The sequence below is a fragment of the Spirosoma areae genome, from assembly GCF_054781775.1.
The window spans coordinates 314,844-334,004 of the sequence record NZ_BAAGTT010000016.1 but is presented as its reverse complement, the minus strand read 5'-3'; the positions used below and the strand labels follow the sequence as shown (position 1 = coordinate 334,004).

The window sequence follows — 19,161 nt, the reverse complement described above, 5'->3', positions numbered from 1 at the left end:
GCTTTTCGTTTAAAGAATCTACAGTCTGCATGAAACTCTTCCGCTTCGGCTCTCCCAACCACGAACACCCCGGCGTCATTTCATCCACCGGCCAGCACATCGACGTAACCCACTTTGGTGAAGACTACGACGAATCATTTTTCGCCAGCAATGGCCCGGACCGACTCGCCCACTGGCTCAACGCCCATGCCCACACCTGCCCGGAAGTATCGGCAGATGAGCGTTTTGGCTCCTGCATCAAGCGGCCCTCCAAGATTGTGTGCGTCGGCCTGAACTACGCCAAACATGCGGCTGAAACGGGTGCCCCCACTCCCACCGAACCGATTTTGTTTTTCAAAGCAACCACCGCCCTCTGCGGTCCCAACGACAACATCGTTATTCCGAAACGGTCGGAGAAAACAGACTGGGAAGTTGAGCTGGCCATTATCATTGGTAAACGTGCGAGCTATGTCGGCCTTGATGAAGCGCTGGATTACGTAGCTGGCTACGCCCTGCACAACGACTATTCCGAACGGGCCTGGCAGTTGGAGCGCGGTGGCCAGTGGGTGAAGGGTAAAAGTGCCGACACGTTTGCCCCGCTGGGCCCTTATTTAGTCACGAAAGATGCGGTAGCCGACCCGAACGCACTGAATCTCTGGCTAAGCGTAAACGGCGAGCAATTGCAGAATTCCAACACCGACGATATGATTTTCAACGTCCCGACGCTTGTTAGTTACATCAGTCAGTTCATGACGCTTCTGCCCGGTGATGTCATCTCCACCGGCACCCCGGCGGGCGTGGGCCTGGGTCTGAAACCACCCCGCTATCTCAAACCCGGCGACGTGGTCGAATTAGGCATTGAGGGGCTGGGCAAGCAGAAACAAACGGCTGTTTCGTTTAATGAATAATGGACAATGTATAATGAAAAATGAGTGCCTTCCATATTATACATTGTCCATTATTCATTAACCTGATGACCATCGACGCGCACCAGCATTTTTGGCACTTCGACCCCGTCCGCGATAGCTGGATTACAGACGACATGGCCATTATTCAGCGTGATTTTCTTCCTTCCGATTTAGAACCCGTTCTGGCGCAAAATGGCATCGACGGATGTGTGGCAGTTCAGGCGTCGCAGTCGGAAGAGGAGACGCTGTTTATGGTGAATATGGCCCAGAGCTATGACATTGTGAAAGGTGTGGTGGGCTGGGTAGATTTGCAGGCTCAGGACCTGACGCAACGATTGACCGAGTTGTCGCAACACAACCAAATCAAAGGGTATCGGCACGTTGCCCAGGCTGAACCCAATGATTTTTTGGCCCGGCCAGGCGTTATTCAGGGTATTCGGCAATTAGCTGATTTCGGTCTTACTTACGATATTCTGATTTATCCCAGCCAGCTCAAAGCCGCGTTGCAATTGGTGCGGGCCGTGCCTGAAGTAGCCTTCGTGATTGACCATCTGGCGAAGCCCTACATAAAAAAAGGGGAAATCAGCCGCTGGTCGAACTTCATGGCCGAGATTGCCAGAAACAAGAATGTTTCGTGCAAACTGTCGGGCATGGTCACCGAAGCGGACTGGCAGAATTGGAGTAAGAAAGACTTTTTCCCATACTTAAATGTAGTGTTCGAGCATTTCGGTCCCGACCGGCTTATGTTCGGTTCTGACTGGCCGGTCTGTTTAGTAGCCGCTAACTATACGCAGGTGAAAACGTTGGTGGATGAATATGTGGATGCCTGGGGCGAGGAAGTTCGGACGAAGGTATTTGGGGCTAATGCTGTGTTGTTTTATGGATTGGAAATGTAAACTGGGACACAGAGATACACGGAGGAGACACGGAGATACACAGAGAAAAAATATACTAAACCCTCTGTGTATCTCCGTGTATCTCTGTGTCCCAGCCCTTAATCTTATAAACTATGAACTGTTTCGTTGGCGTTGATGTCGGCACGACCAACGTAAAAGCCTTAGCGATGCCGGCGAATTTAAACCAGATTCTGGCTCATGCGTCCGCGCCCCTCACAACCCTCCACCCCGCACCCGGTTATGCTGAGCAGGACCCCGCCGAAATCTGGTCGGCGTTTGTGCAGGTTATGGCTGAGGTGTGCCGGGAAGTAGCGAAAGGGGGTCATCAAATTACGCACATCGCCTTTTGCACCGCCATGCACAGCCTGCTGCCGATGGATGATGAGGGATCTCCGTTAGGCAATGCCATTCTGTGGTCTGATAACCGCGCCGAGGTTCAGGCCAGCGAGTTGCGAACGGCACAGGCCAAGTTGGGAAAGGCCATTTACAAGGAGACCGGTACGCCCCTGCACCCCATGATTCCGCTGTGCAAACTGGCGTGGCTACGCGAACATGACCCGCGATTATTGCATCGAACAGCGCGGTTTGGCTCCATCAAAGAGTTTCTGTGGAAAAAGCTGACCGGCGAGTTCGAGATTGATTTTTCAATCGCCACCGCCACCGGACTGTTTCAGGAGAAAAAGCGGCAATGGAGTCAACGGGCGATGGAGTACGCCGGTGTCCGGCCTGACCAGCTATCGACCCCCGTTCCAACCACACACCAGCGGACCTACCAGCCCAGCCCCGAAACGGCAGCAACGCAATTGCCAGCGGGTGTCTCGCTGCTGATTGGCGCGTCGGATGGCTGCCTGGCGAATCTGGGCGCGGGCGCCATCAAGCGTGGAACGGCGACGCTCACCATTGGCACGAGTGGAGCCATCCGGCAAACGGTTCGCAAACCCCTCCGCGATAAGCAGGGACGGCTGTTTTGTTATTATTTAGACGAAGGCTATTATGCCGTTGGCGGACCAACCAACAATGGCGGCAATGTGCTGGAGTGGGTCAGCGAAAAACTCACGCAGCAAGACACAAAAACCGTTCTGGCCGAAGCGTCGACCATTCCGCCCGGCGCCAATGGATTGCAGTTTCTACCTTATCTCCAGGGCGAACGCGCGCCCTTGTGGGATGCCTCCGTTCGGGGGGCTTATCTGCACGTCGACTGGCAGCACACGCGGGCGCATTTTATCCGGGCCGCCCTGGAAGGCGTATTATTCAATTTGCTTAGTATTAATGAGTTACTGACAGAGTACACTGGGTCAGCGCGGGTTATTCACGCCAACGGTGGCTTTGCCCAATCGACGTTGTGGGTGCAGATGCTGGCCGATATTGCGGGGGTTCCGGTGCGGCTCAACGCCAGCAACGAAAGCGGCTCCATGGGCGCTGTCCTGCTGACGATGAAGGCCACCGGCCTGGTAAAATCGCTGGACGAAGCTGCCGAGCGCGTAACCTTCGGCGAAACATTCGAACCGGATTTAGAGCGGCACAAAGTATACAGGACGGCGTTTAAAAAATGGGTCGAAGAGGTCAAAAAGGTATAAGAGGTTGTCTAAATTTCCCAAATTAGGTGAGGACACAGCGACGGGGACAATCAGGCAATTTTAGAATTTCAGATGGTCTCTAAGAATACTTTACCCATCGGCCTCGTTTTCTTCAACGTAATTCGTCCCTCGATTTGGCCTGTTTATCGCAGCCTTTAGTTAGTTGACTCCTTATTTATTGGCAGGTCGCCCAGCAGGTACGTAGGTTTGAGCCACAAACAGAAAGCAGCAACACATTCTACTGGTCACGTCAACTACCAACCCAATGGCTCATTTGCCCCAAATTTTAGTATCGCTTTTCATCCTGAATCTTGGCACGGCCTTCGGTGCGGGACTGTATGAAACAAAAATTATCCTTCCTCAGTGGTTTCCCAAATCAACGGAATCTGGCTACCGCGTCAATACGCAGGCCATGCGCGACATAGATACGGGAAGAAAATTCTGGGCATTTGTCACAACGGGACCACTTACACTCCTTACAGTAATCAATCTCGTTTTTGCCTGGCAATCGCAGCAGCCGGGATCTACCTGGTGGCTTGCTGCCGCGTTGATTACCCTTATTGAGCGAATAGGGACATTTTCTTTTTTCATTCCAACCGCCATCAAGTTGCAGCAGGCAGACAATCGTCCAGCCTCCAGCGTTACCCGGTTAGTCTCTTCGTGGATTGGTTTCAATTATGTCCGTAACGCATTGACGCTGATTGCGTGGGTCTTGGCGTTGATAGCACTCTCGCTATGTAGATGATTACCTGAACAGGAAAAGCATACATTAAAGCGGCTTTAAGTCGGCCAGATTTTTCCCAAACAATAAGCTTTCTTTGCCATCAGCACTAAAGTTGATTCGTTTCTCGAACAGTAACCCCAGCTTTTCGAGAAGGCGTATCGAGTTCTGATTGGTTGGTTTTGTGATTCCCGTAACGCGCGTTAATCCCAGAACCGTGTTCCCATAGCTTATCACCGCTGATGCCGCTTCGTACCCATACCCCTTGCCCGTATATTCAGGCAGAAAGGCAAAGCCAATATCAATGTCGGCTAATGTCTCGCGCTTGTGCAATCCGCAAAGGCCAATAGGTACTGCGGTGCTCTTTAGTTCGACTACATAAGGCCCAAAACCGAATCGCTCATAGCTTGTCAACGGGCCATCTAAAATATACTGGCGAGCGTCATCAGTTGTTTTCACGTTCCGATCGCCAATGAATGCAAGCCAGGAAGGCGTGTTCAGTAACTCAAGAACAAAACCAGCATCATCAACAGAAAAAGGGCGAATCAGCAGGCGTTCGGTGTCGAGCATAGGTATGAAGTTGTCTAAGACGTTTCCCCGTTGCTGTGTCCTCACCGCGCCACGGAGGCAGCAACCTCCCCGGTAGTTAACTCAGGCTGACGCACAGGTCGCCGTGAGGACACAGCAACGGGGAGAATTTCGAGCATGGGTGTGAACCATTTTAAAACGCTACGGCCTTCAGCCGCAGGCCCGTATCCTCGGGTAAGCCGAAAATCAGGTTCATGTTCTGCACGGCCTGCCCCGATGCGCCTTTCGTCAGGTTATCAAGTACACTCGTAATGAGCAATTGACCATCATGCACTTCCAGATGCAGCAGGCATTTATTGGTGTTCACCACCTGCTTCACGTCTACCGGTGCATCGCTCACATGCGTGAATGGGTGACTCTCGTAATAGTTGCGGTAAAGCTGGTTGGCCTCGGCCAGTGTACCCACAAACGGCGTATACACATTGGCCATGATGCCGCGCGTAAAATCGCCCCGATAAGGTACAAAGTTGATGGCATGAGTAAAATCAGGATTGAGTTGGGTCAAACTCTGGCGGATTTCGGCTAAGTGCTGGTGTGAGAACGCTTTGTAAATTGACACGTTGTTGTTCCGCCACGTAAAGCCCGTTGTCGGCACAAGCGCCTGTCCCGCACCCGTGCTACCCGTAATGGCGCTTATTTGCACCGCGTCGGTCAGTTTTCCGGCTTTGGCCAACGGCAACAGCGCTAATTGAATACTGGTAGCAAAACAGCCGGGATTGGCCACGCGCATCGCTTCCTGGATGCGTTCGCGGTTGAGTTCGGGGAGGCCATACACAAAGTCGTCGTGCTCATTGCGAAAATCGGCGCTGAGGTCGATCACGGCAATGTCGTCGGAGATGTCGTTTTCGGCCATGAATGTTAGAGATGCCCCATGCCCGGAACAGAGAAATAGGGCGTCAACGCCCCCTTCACCATTCTGTAAATCAGGAAGTTCGCCGGAAAATAGCAAGTCGGTGTCGCCCAGCAAATCAGTATGGGTTGACCAGACAGGTTTACCCGCCTGGCTGTTGCTGTGCGTAAAGGTTACGTTTACAAAAGGGTGATTTATCAGAATACGAAGCAGTTCGCCACCGGTGTAGCCTGCCCCGCCAATAATGCCAACGTTAATCTTCTCCATGTATTCGTAACGTGCCCTAATTTCTATTGATTCACTTGTTGAGCGATAGACTTCTCATTTACTTTCTGAAACCATTCCATAGCCCGGCCCAGCACCGTATCGTCAAACGACGCAACGTATTCGCTGACAAAACCAGGCCGGTCAATAGTCAGGTTGCGGCTTGGCCCATGATTGTGCAGGACGAGCGTTGGCTGGCTGGCTATCGGAAAAAACTGAATGCCCATGCCGTTTTTCTGAAACGACAGCGTTGGGCAACCTAAGCAGCACAAGTGCATGGGCAGCGAATCGAGCGTAAAAGCGGCCTGCGCCTGTTCGCTCAAACTGGCGATGTCCTGAAGCGTCAGTTTTCCCGTTGCGGGTATCAGTCGTTCGGCTGCGGCTGGATTGGCTGCCAGAACCCGCTCATATAGTTCGGTCGTGAACGCTTTTTGCCCGCTGAATATCAACGGATACGGACCCTCGGCCAACAGCCGGCTGGCCAACTGACACCAGTAGTCAACAGACAACATCCTCACCTCGGCTCCCGACTCGGGGCAAATCAGAATGGGTTTTTGGGCTGGAACCGGGCGATTTATCTGGCTCCACAACTGCGTTGGAGAGACTGCCGGATGAAAAAAACGGGGTTCAATTGTTTGCAAATCAGCCTTAATTCCCATCGGTTGCAGCAGCTTGAGAATCAGATCGAAATTATGGACCTCGCCGTCGGGCAGGAAAAACTCATTGTCGAGCAAGCCCCCAAAACCGCGCGTGCCAAAGCCAATTTTGCGTTTTATTTTCAGATAGGGCAACACAAAGTGCATGGGCGAATCCGAAAACCGGACATCCACCGAGTAATCATACACCGTATCGCGCAGGGCTTGTATGGCTGACGTTGTCGTCCGAAAAAACTCCTGCCATTTCGCCCATTTCGAGATGGGTTTGCGGTTGGTACTCACGTGGTTCAGGTGAACAACCTGCCGAACGTAGGGATTATCTTTCCAGATGGGGTCGCACCAGCTACCGGCCAGCATGTCAATCTGTGCGTTCGGGTACTGCTGCCGAATAAGCGGAAACGCATACGTCAGTATCAATGCATCGCCTAAATGCCCGGATGTCATCATCAGAATAGTCGGCGCATCGTGGTTGGGCAACCCGTAGTTCCGACGGCCATAACTTCCCCGCGCATACTGATCCACCACAACGTCAAGCAGTTGCAGAGGATAGGCAATGCTCCGGGGAGCGCAGTATTTTCGTGATTTACCGATCACTGATTGTTGATTTGCTCGATGATCATGACCTGATTGGATGCCACTTTAGAGAAGCCCCGCACGTCGTCGCCGGTCCAGGCATTGTTCATTTCGCCATACGACCCAAACTTCGCCGACATCAGGTCATGGTCCGACTCGATACCCAGCACCTGGAACCGATACGGAGCCAGCAGCACATGCACTTTCCCCGACACATGACCCTGAGTATCAGCCAGAAAGATTTCAATGTTTCGCATAACGGGGTCCATAAACTGCCCTTCGTGGAGCATGGTACCGTACCAGTTGGCCAACTGTTCTTTCCAGTAAAGCTGCCATTTGCCCAGCACGTGTTTTTCCAGAGTGTGGTGTGCTTTAATCAAAATCAACGGCGCCGGAGCCTCGAACCCAACCCGCCCTTTAATACCGATAATGGTATCGCCTACGTGAATGTCGCGGCCAATACCGAACGGCCCGGCCAGTTCGGTCAGTTTACGAATGGCATCCACCGGATTAGCGAACGTCTCTTCACCAAATTCGGCCCCGGCAATGGCGTTGATTTCGCCGTGTTGAAACGTGAGCGTGATGGTTTCCGGCTCCGTTTTCGTGACTTGCGTTGGCCAGGCCGACTCGGGCAGGAACTGGTCGGAGGTCAGGGTTTCCCTGCCACCGACGGATGTTCCCCACAAGCCTTTGTTGATGGAATAAGCCGCTTTGTGCCACTCCTGCTCCACGCCTTTTGCCTTGAGGTATTCGATTTCGGCCTCACGCGACAGCCGCAAATCGCGGATGGGTGTGATGATTTCGGCTTCAGGGGCAATGATGCGGAACGCCATGTCGAAGCGGACCTGATCGTTGCCCGCGCCCGTGCTGCCGTGGGCAATCGCCGACGCACCAATTTCTCTGGCGTACTCAGCGGCTGCGATGGCCTGAAAAATCCGCTCGGCGCTTACCGAGAGTGGATACGTGTTGTTTTTCAGCACGTTACCAAACACCAGAAACTTCAGGCATTGCTGGTAGTAGGCATCGGTTTTGGAAATGGTTTTGTGCGATTTAACGCCCAGCGAGTAGGCCCGCTCTTCGATGGCCTTGAGTTCGGCATCGGAGAAACCGCCCGTATCGACCAGCACCGAGTACACCTCCATATCCCGGTCTTCGGACAAATATTTAACGCAGAAGGAGGTGTCGAGACCTCCGCTAAAGGCAAGAACTACTTTTTGAGACATCAGACAGAAGACGCCGGGCGCATGTATGGCCCCTTGTCAGAATGGTTTTGGCGGGGCAAATATCGGGCTTCTTCCGTTAATTTGTGCCAATGAATTTCCCTCCCTATTTATTTGACCATTCGCCCAACGGATTGGTCTATGCTGTTGAGAGTACCAGTAGCAAGCGAACAATCCAGAAGTACGTCATATTTACGTTAATCAAACCAAGTTGCTATAATCTTGCTCTGGTGGATTTGGATGAAGATGGTCAGTTGAGTGACACAACGATTAGTAATAATCAGGATATGGAGCGCGTTCTTTCCACCGTTATTCAAATTATTGCAACGTCTCTCAAAGAAAATATGGGTACTGAAGTAGTCTTTTCGGGAAGTACGCCGGAGAGAACACGGCTTTATCGGCTCATAATCAATAAATACAGTGGCGAGGTAGCCAACACGATGCTTGTGCATGGTGTATTAGCCAATCAGAAACGGGAGATTTTTCAACCGAACCGGCCTTACATAAGTTTTGTCTTATCATTAATGTAACTCAATCAGCAATGACTATATGAAAACGGCACTAGAGCAAAATAGAAGCATTCAACAAAATTTGACTGATGCTGAGTTTGTTAAAAGGCTACAGGAACATCCTGCTGTTCAGCGTAAGGTTAAACAGACGAAGAAGAACCTGGACTTATTGATTGCTGACAAAAAACTGCCACCCTCTAAATAGCTATCCGTCAATCAATTTTTATAACAACACCAACAGACTCTCGGGCAGCACCCGCACCTCGGCCCGACCGTTGAGCAACGTTAGCGGCTCCCCATCGGCATGAATCAGCAACGGGCCATCTGCCTGCACGGTCGCTTTGGTGACGGAATGACCACGCCAGTAGCCAGACTGATTGAGCGTTTTGTTAAACAATTGCCACGTCAGCATACCCGCAGCCCGAGCTGGAAACGGCCTGATTTCGCACTGTTCCAGCCACCCGTCGGCAATATTGGCCTGCGGAGCCATCCAGGCATTATTACCAAACTGCCCCGCATTGGCAAAGGTCAGTGAAAACAGTTCTTTTGCTTGCCCATTAAGTATAAATCGGTGTGGTTTATAAGCCCAATAGGCCCGAAAGGCCGTTCGGATGTAGGTTGGCAGGCCGCGAATAGGTTGCTGGGCAAACGCATGAGCAACATAAGCCTCGAAACCAAGCCCGGCAGTGCAGAAAAAGGGATGTTCGTTAATTTCCGCACTATCAATTACAACGGGCCGGCCACTCAACGCCCGTTCGATGGCTTTCAGCGGACTAAGCGGAATGCCCAGATGCCGGGCCAGTCCGTTGCCCGACCCAATGGGTACAATCCCAAGCGCCGTTGCCGACCGCCGGAGCGCCTGCGCCGTTTCGTTGATGGTACCATCGCCCCCAATCGCCAGCACCCGGCTGACACCTCGGGCAACGGCGTCAGCAGCCAATTCAGTAGCGTGGCCGGGATGCGTGGTTAAAACGGCTTCCGGGGCAAAGCCAAGCGCGTCGGCCCGGCGCATAAAGGCATCCTGAAGCAGTTTCTTCTGCTCAACAGACGTTGTGCCCGATAGCGGATTGATAATGGCCAATATGGCCGAACGGGTAGCGGCCACTCAGGAGAAGAAGATAAATAAAAGAAGTATGAACACGACAATAAAAACGTAGTACCAGCCATCCGAGAAAATGTACGGCTTATACTCGTCATAAAATTCCCGAATCTTTTTCATAGGTCGGCGTCGGCAGATTCTCTTGTAAAGATAATCGGTTGCGTGTTCCAAGTGTCATGTTTCAGGTTCCAGGTTCAAAGTTGCGTTGTTTAACCTGGAACCTGGAACATGACACTACAACGCCTGCCCGCCATTAACCGACAACACATGCCCGTTTACAAACGATGCTTCGTCGGAGGCTAAGTAGAGATACGCATACGCAATGTCTTCGGGCTGGCCAATACGCCGGGCTGGAATAGTAGCAATAGCCTGATTACGAACCTCTTCCGGCATGGCTTCGGTCATGGCGGTTTGAATAAACCCCGGCGCCACCGCGTTTGCTGTAACGCCTTTGGGTCCGAGTTCTTTCGCCCACGAGCGCACCATGCCGATAATGCCCGCCTTGGCAGCCGCGTAATTTGTTTGCCCAAAGGCGCCATGCACCCCATTAATGGACGAGGTGCAGATGATCCGGCCCTGCTTCTGCTCAACCATGTAGGGCGCAATAACTTTGGTGCAGTTGAACACGCCCGTCAGGTTCACGTCGATGACCTGCTGCCACTCGGCAAACGACATTTTCAGCAGGGTTTTGTCGCGGGTGATACCGGCGTTGTTGATGAGAATATCAATGCGGCCATACCGCCCGGCCACGTCCTGGGCTGCGGCCTCAATACCGGGTACATCGGTCGTGCTGATTTTCATAAATTCCGCCCGAAATCCCTGGTCGCGCAGGGTTTGCGCGGTGGCTTCGCCTTCGTCGAGCAAATCCCAGATGATGACCGTAGCGCCCTCCCGGCAAAATACGTCGGCGGCTTTTTGGCCAATACCTCTGGCGGCTCCGGTGATAATGGCAACTTTATTTTGTAATCTCATAACTCAATGGGTAATGGAATGCTTTAATAGAAAGAACGAATAACGTCAAAATACGGGCTAATCCCCAAATCTGTTTGGCCAACCAACTCGGTATAGACCAGGTTCTTTTGACAGGATTACAGGATTATACAAGATTTTTTCGTTTCTATCCTGTATAATCCTGTCATCCTGTCATCCTGTCAAAAAGAACCTGTCATATTCCAACCAACTACGTATCGTAGATTTATCGAAAAACGAATCAATCATGAAACAACTGCTTGCTACTTTCCTCGTCTGCTTTCTGACGGTACCCGCCTTTTGTCAGCAAACGTCTGCAACGGTAGCGGCTAACCGCGACCGCCGGGCTATTCTGGCGATTCTGAAACGACAAACCGATGACTGGAACAATGGGCGCGTCGATAAGTTTATGGTAGGCTACTGGCCATCCGATTCGCTGACGTTTGTGGGAAAAGCGGGTATTACCTACGGCTATCAGGCAACGCTCGCCAGCTATAAAAAACGCTACCCCGACCGGGCGTCGATGGGCACACTCAAATTCGACATTCTGCAATTGGATTTCCCGGCCTCTGATGTAGCCTACGTCATTGGCCGGTTTCACCTGACACGCCCACAAATCGGCGACGCCGACGGACATTTTACCCTACTCTGGCGTAAGATTAGAAACCGCTGGGTTATCGTAAGCGACCACTCTGGTTGAAAGCAGGGAAAGCAGGGCGCGCGGAGCAGGCAAACAATCACTAACTCGGTGCGCTATGCTCCCTGTCCTGCGCCCTGCGCCCTGCATCCTGCTCTTTCAACTCCGTTGGCTCCTTCGCCGACAACCGCTCGCGGAGTTCGGTGACGGGTTTCTCGAAGAATTTATAGAGCAGCGTTGATAAAACCAGCACCAGCACCCAGAATAAGCCTACTTTACTCCAGCCAACCGCGAGTGAGGTGGTGGGTATACGCTCAATGAAGGTCATCATAACGGGCGTTAGATTAAGCAGATACATCGAGTACGAAATCAGGCTGATGTGCGTAATGATACGGGCAATGCCAAACCGCGACCAGATACCTGTAGCGGTGCGCCAGCCGTCCATGTAGGGCATCAACAGGGCCATACTGATGCCAATAGCAGGAAAGTAAACCGTGCGCTTGTAAAATGTATAAGCCGGAAAAATACCCGCCTGAACATAAAATTTAATGATAAAAATCGACGCTGAAAGCGCAACCAGCCCCGTTAGCAGCAATCCGACAACTGCCCACCGGCGACGCAGTGCTTCATTCGACCAGTGCATTGGAAAATAATGCTTTGCATAGGCAGCCAGCACGCCATAAGAAATGGCATCCAAGCGGGTTAAAACAATGCCCCGGTAGCCCAATTCACCTTCTATAATCGGTATCTGGATAGCGCTGGTCAATCGGTAGAGGTTTGTACCGATAATGATAAACAGGACAGTGAATAACACAATTTGCTGCCGCGACACCCGGCCTGCCAGCAGGCTGTGCAGGAACCAAAGCACCAGGGGAAGACTAATGTACGACCATTCTTCAATGGCTAAACTCCACGTTTCAGTGAAAAAGTCGGGAATGTAGTGGGCGAAATTCTGTAAAAAGAGGTAGTAATTGACCAGGACTCCGGCATCGGGCAGTGCATTGGGCAGCCCACTTCGCCAGGCTCGCAGCAACGCGAACATGATTAATGCCGTCAGCACCAGGTAATAGTTTGGTAAGGTGCGAAACCACCGGCGCGTCCAGAAATTAAGGAGCAGGCTCCAGTCGAAGCGGCCTTTTTTCTCATAAGACCGAATGAGGATTCCTCCAATGAGAAAGCCACTTAAGACGAAAAACAACTCGACACCATCGGGCAGGAAGTGGTGATAGAACGCACCACTATAATAGTTTCCGAGGGCAATTGTGGCATGGGCATCCACTACCAGCAGAATAGCAGCCGCCCGCATAATGTCTAACCCGAATACCCGCTTTGTGGTCGTTGTATTGAGCGAAAACAAGTTTGTCAGCATACGTGTGCGAAGGTAATCATGAATCATGACGGGGCCGCTCCCCCGGCGAAAAATGCTAAACTGGCTGGTCAACAGCGATAAATGAGTAGTAAAGCTTGCTGGCTGACTATTATCTGTTGTACATTCATACTTCAACATTCATCATTCCAATGGAATTTGGACTTAATGCTGTTCATACATACGCCTTCCGCTTCTCGCAGGACGACGTAGTAGATTTTGCCCGCGTCACGGGCGATACCAACCCACTTCATCTCGATCCTGAATTTGCAGCCCGGACCCAGTTTAAACGCCCAATTATTCATGGTGTGCTGGGAGCCAGCGCATTCACGAAGGTGCTTGGCACGGAGTTTCCGGGGTATGGCTCGGTTTATCTGGGGCAAACGCTGGAATTTCTGCGTCCAATGTTTGTCGACACCGACTACGAAGCTACGTTTACGGTGCAGTCGGTTAACCCGGCAAAACACACGGCTCAGATTCTGGGCGTAATTCGGGATGTTCAGACGGGCAAGGTCACCATGCAGGGCGTTGCTACGCTCATGCACCGGGAGAAAATTTAGGTTGAGGTTCGTAGTTAGCGGACGCACAAACAACTTATGGGTTAGCCAGCCTCAAACTAAAGCAAAACTCCCTCGTCGAAGCCGGTGCTTAACGAGGGAGTTTTTGATTGGCCGAGCGGCCTCTGTTCACATTACTTTCCGGCAGTGTTCTTCGCGTTCTGAACTTCTGAGCGGATGTCCTGCGCCAGCGTTTTCAAGTCCTGCATTCCTTTGCGAACACGGGTACCGGCAGCCTGGTTATTTTTTTCGTAGAATTTCTCGAAATCGCCCTCAAGCGACATAACCAAATTCTTTACTTCATCGAAACGTGCCATAGCAATGCGTATGGGTTTAAGTGTGTGAAAAATGCCCAAATTCCGCTAAAAACGCGGTTTTCGGCTGAAATTTAGTCATTCTATGATACAGCGCAATAGCTAAGTCAAAAAAATGCTTAAAAAATCCTATTTTTTCACAAAAACCCTACTCACTGGCTGCTTGAGCCGATACTTTAAGCGTTTTTGATGCTACAGAGCCTATATTTGCCCGGTAAATACCCTGCCCAAGTTTTTCTCCCATTTGCGAGAATGCATTCAGAGTATACTCGACGTCGGCCAGTGAGTGAGCGGCTGTCGGGATGATTCGCAGCATGATGGTTCCTTTTGGCACAACCGGGTAAACAACTATCGAGCAAAAGACACCCATGTTTTCGCGCAGGTCCACCGTTAAGGCCGCCACTTCGGCAACGCCCCCCTCTATATGGTGGAGAAATACAGGCGTTACGGGCGACTCGGTATCGCCAATGTCGAAGCCACGTTCGCGCAAACCACTTTGAATCGCACGGACATTGGTCCAGAGTTTATCCCGGAATTCCGACGAGTTCCGAATCAGCTCCAGCCGCTTCAGCCCACCCACCACATACGGCATGGGCAGGGCTTTTGCATAAGTCTGCGACCGCATGTTGTATTTGAGGTACATGATAATGTCGTGGTCGGCCGCAATAAACGCACCGATAGCCGCCATCGACTTGGCAAACGTTGAGAAGTACAGGTCGATGCCGTCCTGACAGCCCAGCAGTTCACCAACGCCCGCGCCGGTATCGCCCATGGTGCCGAACCCGTGTGCATCATCGACCAGCAGCCGGAATTCATATTTCGCTTTCAGGGCGACAATCTTATCCAGACTGCCCACTTTGCCCGACATCCCAAACACGCCTTCGGTAATGACTAAGATGCTTCCGCCTTTCTCAGCCGCTAATTTGGTGGCCCGCTGGAGATTCTTCTCCAGACTACCCATGTCGTTATGGTTAAACTTGTAATATTCGCCCATCTTGGCCTTGTGCAGCCGGATGCCGTCAATCAGGCAGGCATGACACTCGGCATCATAGACAATAACATCGCGGTGGTCGACAACAGCCTCGATAGCCGACATAACCCCCTGATACCCGTAGTTCAGCAGAAAAGCGTCTTGTTTCCCAACAAACCCGGCCAGTTCTTTTTCGAACTGCTCGTGGAGGTCGCTATTCCCCGACATCATCCGGGCACCCATTGGGTAGGCTAATCCCCACTGAGCCGCTGCATCGGCATCGGCTTTCCGAATATCGGGATGATTGGCTAACCCGAGGTAATTGTTAAGACTCCAGTTGAGCACGTCCTTGCCCCGGAAACGCATGTGGGGGCCAAGTTCGCCTTCGAGTTTTGGGAACGCGAAGTAATGGTGGCCATTGAACTCCCGTGCCGGCGAACCGATGGGACCTTGGTTGTTACGCAGTTTCTCAAATAAATCCACTTTTTGCTCTTGTTTATCAGGCTAAAGCCTTTTTTTTTACGCGGTAAGTGCAAAAATAGGGCTAACTTTTCTTACTTCAAATTCATCCCGAAGAATTCAATTGGATAATCCTTTTGCGACAAAAGCGTATTATTGGTCATTCGTTATAAAACCTAACCACTACCCAACATTCACGTGGCCAAAATTAACAAACTCCTCGTTGCCAATCGGGGCGAAATTGCCCTGCGGATTATGCGGACTGCCCGCGAAATGGGTATTCAGACGGTAGCCATCTACTCCGAAGCCGACCGTAACGCCCTCCACGTTCGCTTTGCCGACGAGGCTGTGTGCGTTGGCCCGGCCCCGTCGTCTGAATCTTATCTTCGTGCTGATGTCATTATCGACACGTGCCGGCAACTTAACGTCGATGCCATTCATCCCGGCTACGGCTTCCTGTCGGAAAATGCCAATTTTGCCCGGCTGGTACGCGAAGCGGGTTTGATTTTCATCGGCCCCTCGCCCGAAAGCATTGAGGTGATGGGCAGCAAGTTAGCCGCCAAAGCTGCCGTATCGACTTATAACATCCCGATGGTGCCGGGAACGCCCTCGGCTATTACTGACCGGGCCGAGGCCAAACTAACCTCGGCTCAAATTGGCTACCCCATTCTGATTAAAGCCAGCGCGGGCGGGGGCGGCAAAGGTATGCGTATCGTTGAGAAAGAAGCCGAATTCGATGAGCAGATGGACCGCGCCGTAAGCGAAGCCCAGTCGGCGTTTGGCAATGGGTCGGTGTTTATCGAAAAATACGTTACCTCGCCCCGGCACGTCGAAATTCAGGTACTGGGCGACCAGCATGGCAACATCATTCACCTGTTCGAGCGGGAGTGTTCGGTGCAGCGTCGGCACCAGAAAGTAGTTGAAGAAGCGCCGTCGGCCATTCTAACCCCCAAAATCCGCGACGCCATGGGCCGGGCGGCTGTCGACGTAGCCCGCGCCTGCGGCTACTACGGCGCGGGAACGGTAGAGTTCATCGTGAACGACAACCTCGACTTTTATTTCCTGGAGATGAACACCCGTCTTCAGGTCGAACACCCCGTTACGGAACAGATTACAGGCATAGACCTGGTGAAACAGATGATCTACATCGCCGAAGGCAAACCACTGAGCCTTCGGCAGGAGGATTTGCAGATTAAGGGACACGCCGTAGAAGTGCGCGTATATGCCGAAGACCCGGCCAACAACTTTCTGCCCGATGTGGGCACGCTCGATACCTACGTGCGGCCGCAGGGCAACGGTGTTCGGGTTGACGATGGATTCGAGCAGGGCATGGTCATCCCGATTTACTACGACCCCATGATCGCCAAGCTCATTACCTATGGTGACTCGCGCGAGGAAGCGATTCAGAAAATGATTCGCGCCATCGATGAGTATCAGATTTCGGGCGTACAAACGACGCTGCCTTTCTGCCGGTTTGTGATGGAGCACGACGCCTTCCGGTCGGGGCAGTTCGACACGGGTTTTGTGGGCAAGTATTTCACGCCGGATAAATTAACGCCGGAACCGGATACCACTGAGGTTAATTTAGCGGCTGTGCTGGCGGCCTGGTTGCTGGAGAATGCAAAACCAAAACAGAACGGGATGAGTGCTCAGGCAACGGGGCCGAAGAGTAAGTGGAAAGCGAACCGGCTGGGGTGAGCTGGTATGAAAGAACATTAGTTTCAATATGCATCAAATTCGATAATAAGTATGGATAACAATAATTTCAATCAACTCATTGAAACAATTTTAGGCTTTGCCAATCTAAAAATTAAAAATCCAGCAATTCGAGTTAGAGATATGTTCGACCCTTTAGAAGCCTATCTCAGAGGTTATACAACCAAAAAAGGAAATCCCAACAGAATGGGAATGCGTAAAGATGCTCTTTATAGCACACAAGGAGCAAAAAATACATTAAAAACGAATATAGAAAGACACCACCTTTTCTAATGTGAAAGTTTATGGTCGTACATTGTTGAGCATGCTCCCTGGACTAAAGAGTCCCTGCTTGAATGGTTAAAAGAACGACTTATTACTGTGCATCTAACTCACGAAGAACATCTAAAAATTGGGAAGAATTTAACTTTTAATGATCCCTGGAAGGACTTTAGAGAGGGCAATATGATTGTTTTTGACTCGAATGGTCGAAATTTGGATTTAAGAAATAATCTATAGTTTTCCTATTACTCATCAGTTAACCGTACCTCAGAGCCAAGTTCGCAGAAAGACAAATTGAGTACTAAACCCTATATAACATGACAGAGAAACTAATCATCTCGCAACTTTACCAACTCCCTGAAAGTCTAAAGGTCGAGGTACTTCATTATATCGAATTTCTTAAAGATAAATATAACCATAAATCAACAGAGAGGCCCCACAAACGAAAGTTTGGTAGTGCAACAGGGAAGTATAAGCTTTCTCCTGATTTCAATAATTCACTGGAAGATTTTAACGACTATATGTAATGAAATATCTGATTGACACACAAATATTTCTTTGGTTCATCAGTGGATCAGTCGAATTGAGCGAAAAAGCAAAAGAAATAATAGAAGACGAAGGAAATGAAATCATTATCAGCATTGCCAGCTTATGGGAAATCTCAATTAAAACTGCACTTGGGAAGTTAGCTATAAATGGAAATTACGAAACGGTGATTGATGATATAACAGAGAATTTAATAGAAATTCTTCCAATTAGTTTCATTCACACAGTTGAGCAGAACAGGCTTCCATTTTATCACAAAGACCCATTTGACCGAATTATCGCATCACAAGCCATAGTTGAAGAAATGGATTTGATAAGTAGTGATTTAATTTTTGATGATTACCTGAGGAATAAGGCCATAAAACGACTGTTTTGAATCAAAATCCCATCTTCACCTCCAACCGCTCACCCGATACGGTTTGCTCATCTAAATTGAAAATATCAGCGAGGGTCATGGGCTGGTCGGTGCGGAAGTCCATGCCGAGGTTCGCCAGCAGGGTATTGGCTTTGGCGGGGGCGAGTTTCCCGAAGGCATAGTCCACCATCAGGCGACCTTTTCGGAGCAGGGCCTTGTCTAACAGGTGTTTACTGGCGTTGAAGGTCGCAATAACCTGAATGTGCATACAATCGGCCAGCAACCCGTCGGTCAGGTTCAGGATGTTCGAGACGCTGTTGGTATCGCCCCCGGCTTCGCGCGATTGCAGAATCCGTTCGGCATCTTCGATAATCAGCACCGACTCCTTATTGTCCAGCAAAAACGGAATGATTTCGGGCGAGGTCAGGTAATTGGTCATGTAGGGCGGCAGAATGAGCATATCCTTTTTGACCAATGAACTGAGGTGTTTGATGTAGGTCGTTTTGCCGGTTCCGGGTTCGCCGTGCAGCAGAATCAGGCCCTTGCTTTTAGGCTGTGCCAGCAGGCTGACCAACCGTTCATGTACCGCCGGAAAATCGTCGTTGTAGTGAAGGCCGAGGTCAATATCGGGTGGCAAAATTTCAACGCGCTCGGTATGCAGGCCACCTAAACCGCTCTGAATAAGGTAGATATGGGTCTGATTATCTTCATGGATATACTTATGCTCGTCAAAATCGGCGAGTAGTGTTTTGGCTGATTCCTCACTGCGGTAAAATCCATAAAGCCGGAAGAACCGGTCGCCCACAAATTCAGCCTTCAGAACCAGCCCCTCATCGTGCTGGTAAATTCGCTCGATGGTGTGCCACCCCTGATCAGTAACGCGGGTTGAATGATTGATGAGCACGAAGCCCCTGCTTTCTAACAGTTGCTGCGCGGATGGCTTAAAATCTTCGTTAAAATGAATATAGTTCGGGTAGCTGCCGAATGCCTGCACAAAATGGGGAGCCAACGGAAATTCCCGGTCGAGATCGCTGGGTATGTACAGATTCTGAATGATGGATTGATTAGGCATATGACTGTCGGCGGTCAGATAGCGCAACATATCATCCCTGGAAATCTCGTAATTCGGCTTCAAACGGGCGTTTAGTTACGTTTCTACGGGGCTAAGTTA

General features: G+C 50.9%; 22 protein-coding genes. 12 read left to right on the top strand and 10 right to left on the bottom strand.

Features of this window, described 5'->3' with window-relative positions:
* The first annotated feature begins 29 nt into the window (after window positions 1–29).
* From ACYVI1_RS07420 to ACYVI1_RS07405, 4 genes are all read left to right on the top strand, one after another.
* Window positions 30–887, top strand: coding sequence for a fumarylacetoacetate hydrolase family protein (locus tag ACYVI1_RS07420; RefSeq protein ID WP_460908372.1), 858 nt, complete (start codon window positions 30–32; stop codon window positions 885–887).
* Between the two features lie 65 nt (window positions 888–952).
* The gene (locus ACYVI1_RS07415) at window positions 953–1,783 is read left to right on the top strand and encodes an amidohydrolase family protein (RefSeq protein ID WP_460908370.1); all 831 of its coding nucleotides are present in this window, start codon (window positions 953–955) and stop codon (window positions 1,781–1,783) included.
* 113 nt (window positions 1,784–1,896) lie between these two features.
* Complete coding sequence (locus ACYVI1_RS07410) at window positions 1,897–3,360, top strand: gluconokinase (protein ID WP_460908368.1); 1,464 nt, start codon at window positions 1,897–1,899, stop codon at window positions 3,358–3,360.
* 265 nt (window positions 3,361–3,625) lie between these two features.
* Entirely contained in the window at window positions 3,626–4,105 is a 480-nt protein-coding gene (locus tag ACYVI1_RS07405; protein ID WP_460908365.1) for an anthrone oxygenase family protein, read from the top strand.
* Window positions 4,106–4,129: 24 nt separating this feature from the next.
* Here the strand turns inward: ACYVI1_RS07405 and ACYVI1_RS07400 are convergent, their stop codons facing one another.
* The 4 genes from ACYVI1_RS07400 to ACYVI1_RS07385 form a co-directional block, all read right to left on the bottom strand.
* A complete protein-coding gene (locus tag ACYVI1_RS07400) occupies window positions 4,130–4,651 on the bottom strand; it encodes a GNAT family N-acetyltransferase (RefSeq protein WP_460908361.1) in 522 nt (173 codons plus the stop codon).
* 151 nt (window positions 4,652–4,802) lie between these two features.
* Complete coding sequence (argC, locus tag ACYVI1_RS07395; RefSeq protein ID WP_460908359.1) at window positions 4,803–5,786, bottom strand: N-acetyl-gamma-glutamyl-phosphate reductase; 984 nt, start codon at window positions 5,784–5,786, stop codon at window positions 4,803–4,805.
* 23 nt (window positions 5,787–5,809) lie between these two features.
* Entirely contained in the window at window positions 5,810–7,033 is a 1,224-nt protein-coding gene (locus ACYVI1_RS07390; RefSeq protein WP_460908357.1) for a glycosyltransferase family 9 protein, read from the bottom strand.
* A complete protein-coding gene (locus tag ACYVI1_RS07385) occupies window positions 7,030–8,235 on the bottom strand; it encodes an argininosuccinate synthase (RefSeq protein ID WP_460908355.1) in 1,206 nt (401 codons plus the stop codon). The genes ACYVI1_RS07390 and ACYVI1_RS07385 overlap by 4 nt, the downstream gene beginning before the upstream one ends.
* Before the next feature lie 89 nt (window positions 8,236–8,324).
* Here ACYVI1_RS07385 and ACYVI1_RS07380 point away from each other — a divergent pair, with 89 nt between their 5' ends.
* Together ACYVI1_RS07380 and ACYVI1_RS07375 are read left to right on the top strand one after the other, a co-directional pair.
* On the top strand, window positions 8,325–8,762 hold the full coding sequence (locus ACYVI1_RS07380) for a DUF6934 family protein (RefSeq protein ID WP_460908353.1): 438 nt from the start codon (window positions 8,325–8,327) through the stop codon (window positions 8,760–8,762).
* 19 nt (window positions 8,763–8,781) lie between these two features.
* Window positions 8,782–8,946 carry a hypothetical protein gene (locus ACYVI1_RS07375; protein ID WP_460908351.1) on the top strand — a complete coding sequence of 55 codons (165 nt, stop codon included), beginning with the start codon at window positions 8,782–8,784 and terminating at the stop codon, window positions 8,944–8,946.
* An 18-nt stretch (window positions 8,947–8,964) separates the two neighbouring features.
* Here ACYVI1_RS07375 and ACYVI1_RS07370 read toward each other — a convergent pair whose 3' ends face one another.
* Both ACYVI1_RS07370 and fabG read right to left on the bottom strand, forming a co-directional pair.
* Window positions 8,965–9,846: a diacylglycerol/lipid kinase family protein gene (locus tag ACYVI1_RS07370; protein ID WP_460908348.1), complete on the bottom strand. Its 882-nt coding sequence runs from the start codon at window positions 9,844–9,846 to the stop codon at window positions 8,965–8,967.
* Window positions 9,847–10,074: 228 nt separating this feature from the next.
* Window positions 10,075–10,812: a 3-oxoacyl-ACP reductase FabG gene (gene fabG / locus ACYVI1_RS07365; protein WP_460908346.1), complete on the bottom strand. Its 738-nt coding sequence runs from the start codon at window positions 10,810–10,812 to the stop codon at window positions 10,075–10,077.
* A 244-nt stretch (window positions 10,813–11,056) separates the two neighbouring features.
* On the opposite strand from fabG, the gene ACYVI1_RS07360 reads away from it, so the two are divergent.
* On the top strand, window positions 11,057–11,509 hold the full coding sequence (locus ACYVI1_RS07360) for a YybH family protein (RefSeq protein WP_460908344.1): 453 nt from the start codon (window positions 11,057–11,059) through the stop codon (window positions 11,507–11,509).
* A gap of 40 nt (window positions 11,510–11,549) precedes the next feature.
* On the opposite strand, the gene ACYVI1_RS07355 is transcribed toward ACYVI1_RS07360, so the two are convergent.
* On the bottom strand, window positions 11,550–12,815 hold the full coding sequence (locus ACYVI1_RS07355; RefSeq protein ID WP_460908342.1) for an acyltransferase family protein: 1,266 nt from the start codon (window positions 12,813–12,815) through the stop codon (window positions 11,550–11,552).
* Between the two features lie 149 nt (window positions 12,816–12,964).
* On the opposite strand from ACYVI1_RS07355, the gene ACYVI1_RS07350 reads away from it, so the two are divergent.
* Window positions 12,965–13,372, top strand: coding sequence for a MaoC family dehydratase (locus tag ACYVI1_RS07350; protein ID WP_460908340.1), 408 nt, complete (start codon window positions 12,965–12,967; stop codon window positions 13,370–13,372).
* A 131-nt stretch (window positions 13,373–13,503) separates the two neighbouring features.
* On the opposite strand, the gene ACYVI1_RS07345 is transcribed toward ACYVI1_RS07350, so the two are convergent.
* Both ACYVI1_RS07345 and ACYVI1_RS07340 read right to left on the bottom strand, forming a co-directional pair.
* The gene (locus tag ACYVI1_RS07345) at window positions 13,504–13,686 is read right to left on the bottom strand and encodes a histone H1 (RefSeq protein WP_460908338.1); all 183 of its coding nucleotides are present in this window, start codon (window positions 13,684–13,686) and stop codon (window positions 13,504–13,506) included.
* 145 nt (window positions 13,687–13,831) lie between these two features.
* Window positions 13,832–15,136 (bottom strand): aminotransferase class I/II-fold pyridoxal phosphate-dependent enzyme, encoded by a 1,305-nt coding sequence (locus tag ACYVI1_RS07340; RefSeq protein ID WP_460908336.1) that lies wholly within the window; start codon window positions 15,134–15,136, stop codon window positions 13,832–13,834.
* Window positions 15,137–15,310: 174 nt separating this feature from the next.
* On the opposite strand from ACYVI1_RS07340, the gene accC reads away from it, so the two are divergent.
* The 4 genes from accC to ACYVI1_RS07320 all read left to right on the top strand — a co-directional run bounded on the left by accC (window position 15,311) and on the right by ACYVI1_RS07320 (window position 18,011).
* Window positions 15,311–16,810, top strand: a complete 1,500-nt coding sequence (accC, locus tag ACYVI1_RS07335) for an acetyl-CoA carboxylase biotin carboxylase subunit (RefSeq protein ID WP_460908334.1) — start codon at window positions 15,311–15,313, stop codon at window positions 16,808–16,810.
* A 51-nt stretch (window positions 16,811–16,861) separates the two neighbouring features.
* A complete protein-coding gene (locus tag ACYVI1_RS07330) occupies window positions 16,862–17,101 on the top strand; it encodes a hypothetical protein (protein WP_460908332.1) in 240 nt (79 codons plus the stop codon).
* Window positions 17,102–17,406: 305 nt separating this feature from the next.
* Window positions 17,407–17,616 (top strand): type II toxin-antitoxin system VapB family antitoxin, encoded by a 210-nt coding sequence (gene vapB, locus ACYVI1_RS07325; RefSeq protein ID WP_460908330.1) that lies wholly within the window; start codon window positions 17,407–17,409, stop codon window positions 17,614–17,616.
* Window positions 17,616–18,011: a type II toxin-antitoxin system VapC family toxin gene (locus tag ACYVI1_RS07320; protein ID WP_460908328.1), complete on the top strand. Its 396-nt coding sequence runs from the start codon at window positions 17,616–17,618 to the stop codon at window positions 18,009–18,011. Before vapB ends, ACYVI1_RS07320 begins: the two co-directional genes overlap by 1 nt.
* Before the next feature lies 1 nt (window position 18,012).
* On the opposite strand, the gene ACYVI1_RS07315 is transcribed toward ACYVI1_RS07320, so the two are convergent.
* Window positions 18,013–19,125, bottom strand: a complete 1,113-nt coding sequence (locus tag ACYVI1_RS07315; RefSeq protein ID WP_460908326.1) for an AAA family ATPase — start codon at window positions 19,123–19,125, stop codon at window positions 18,013–18,015.
* Window positions 19,126–19,161 lie beyond the last annotated feature (36 nt).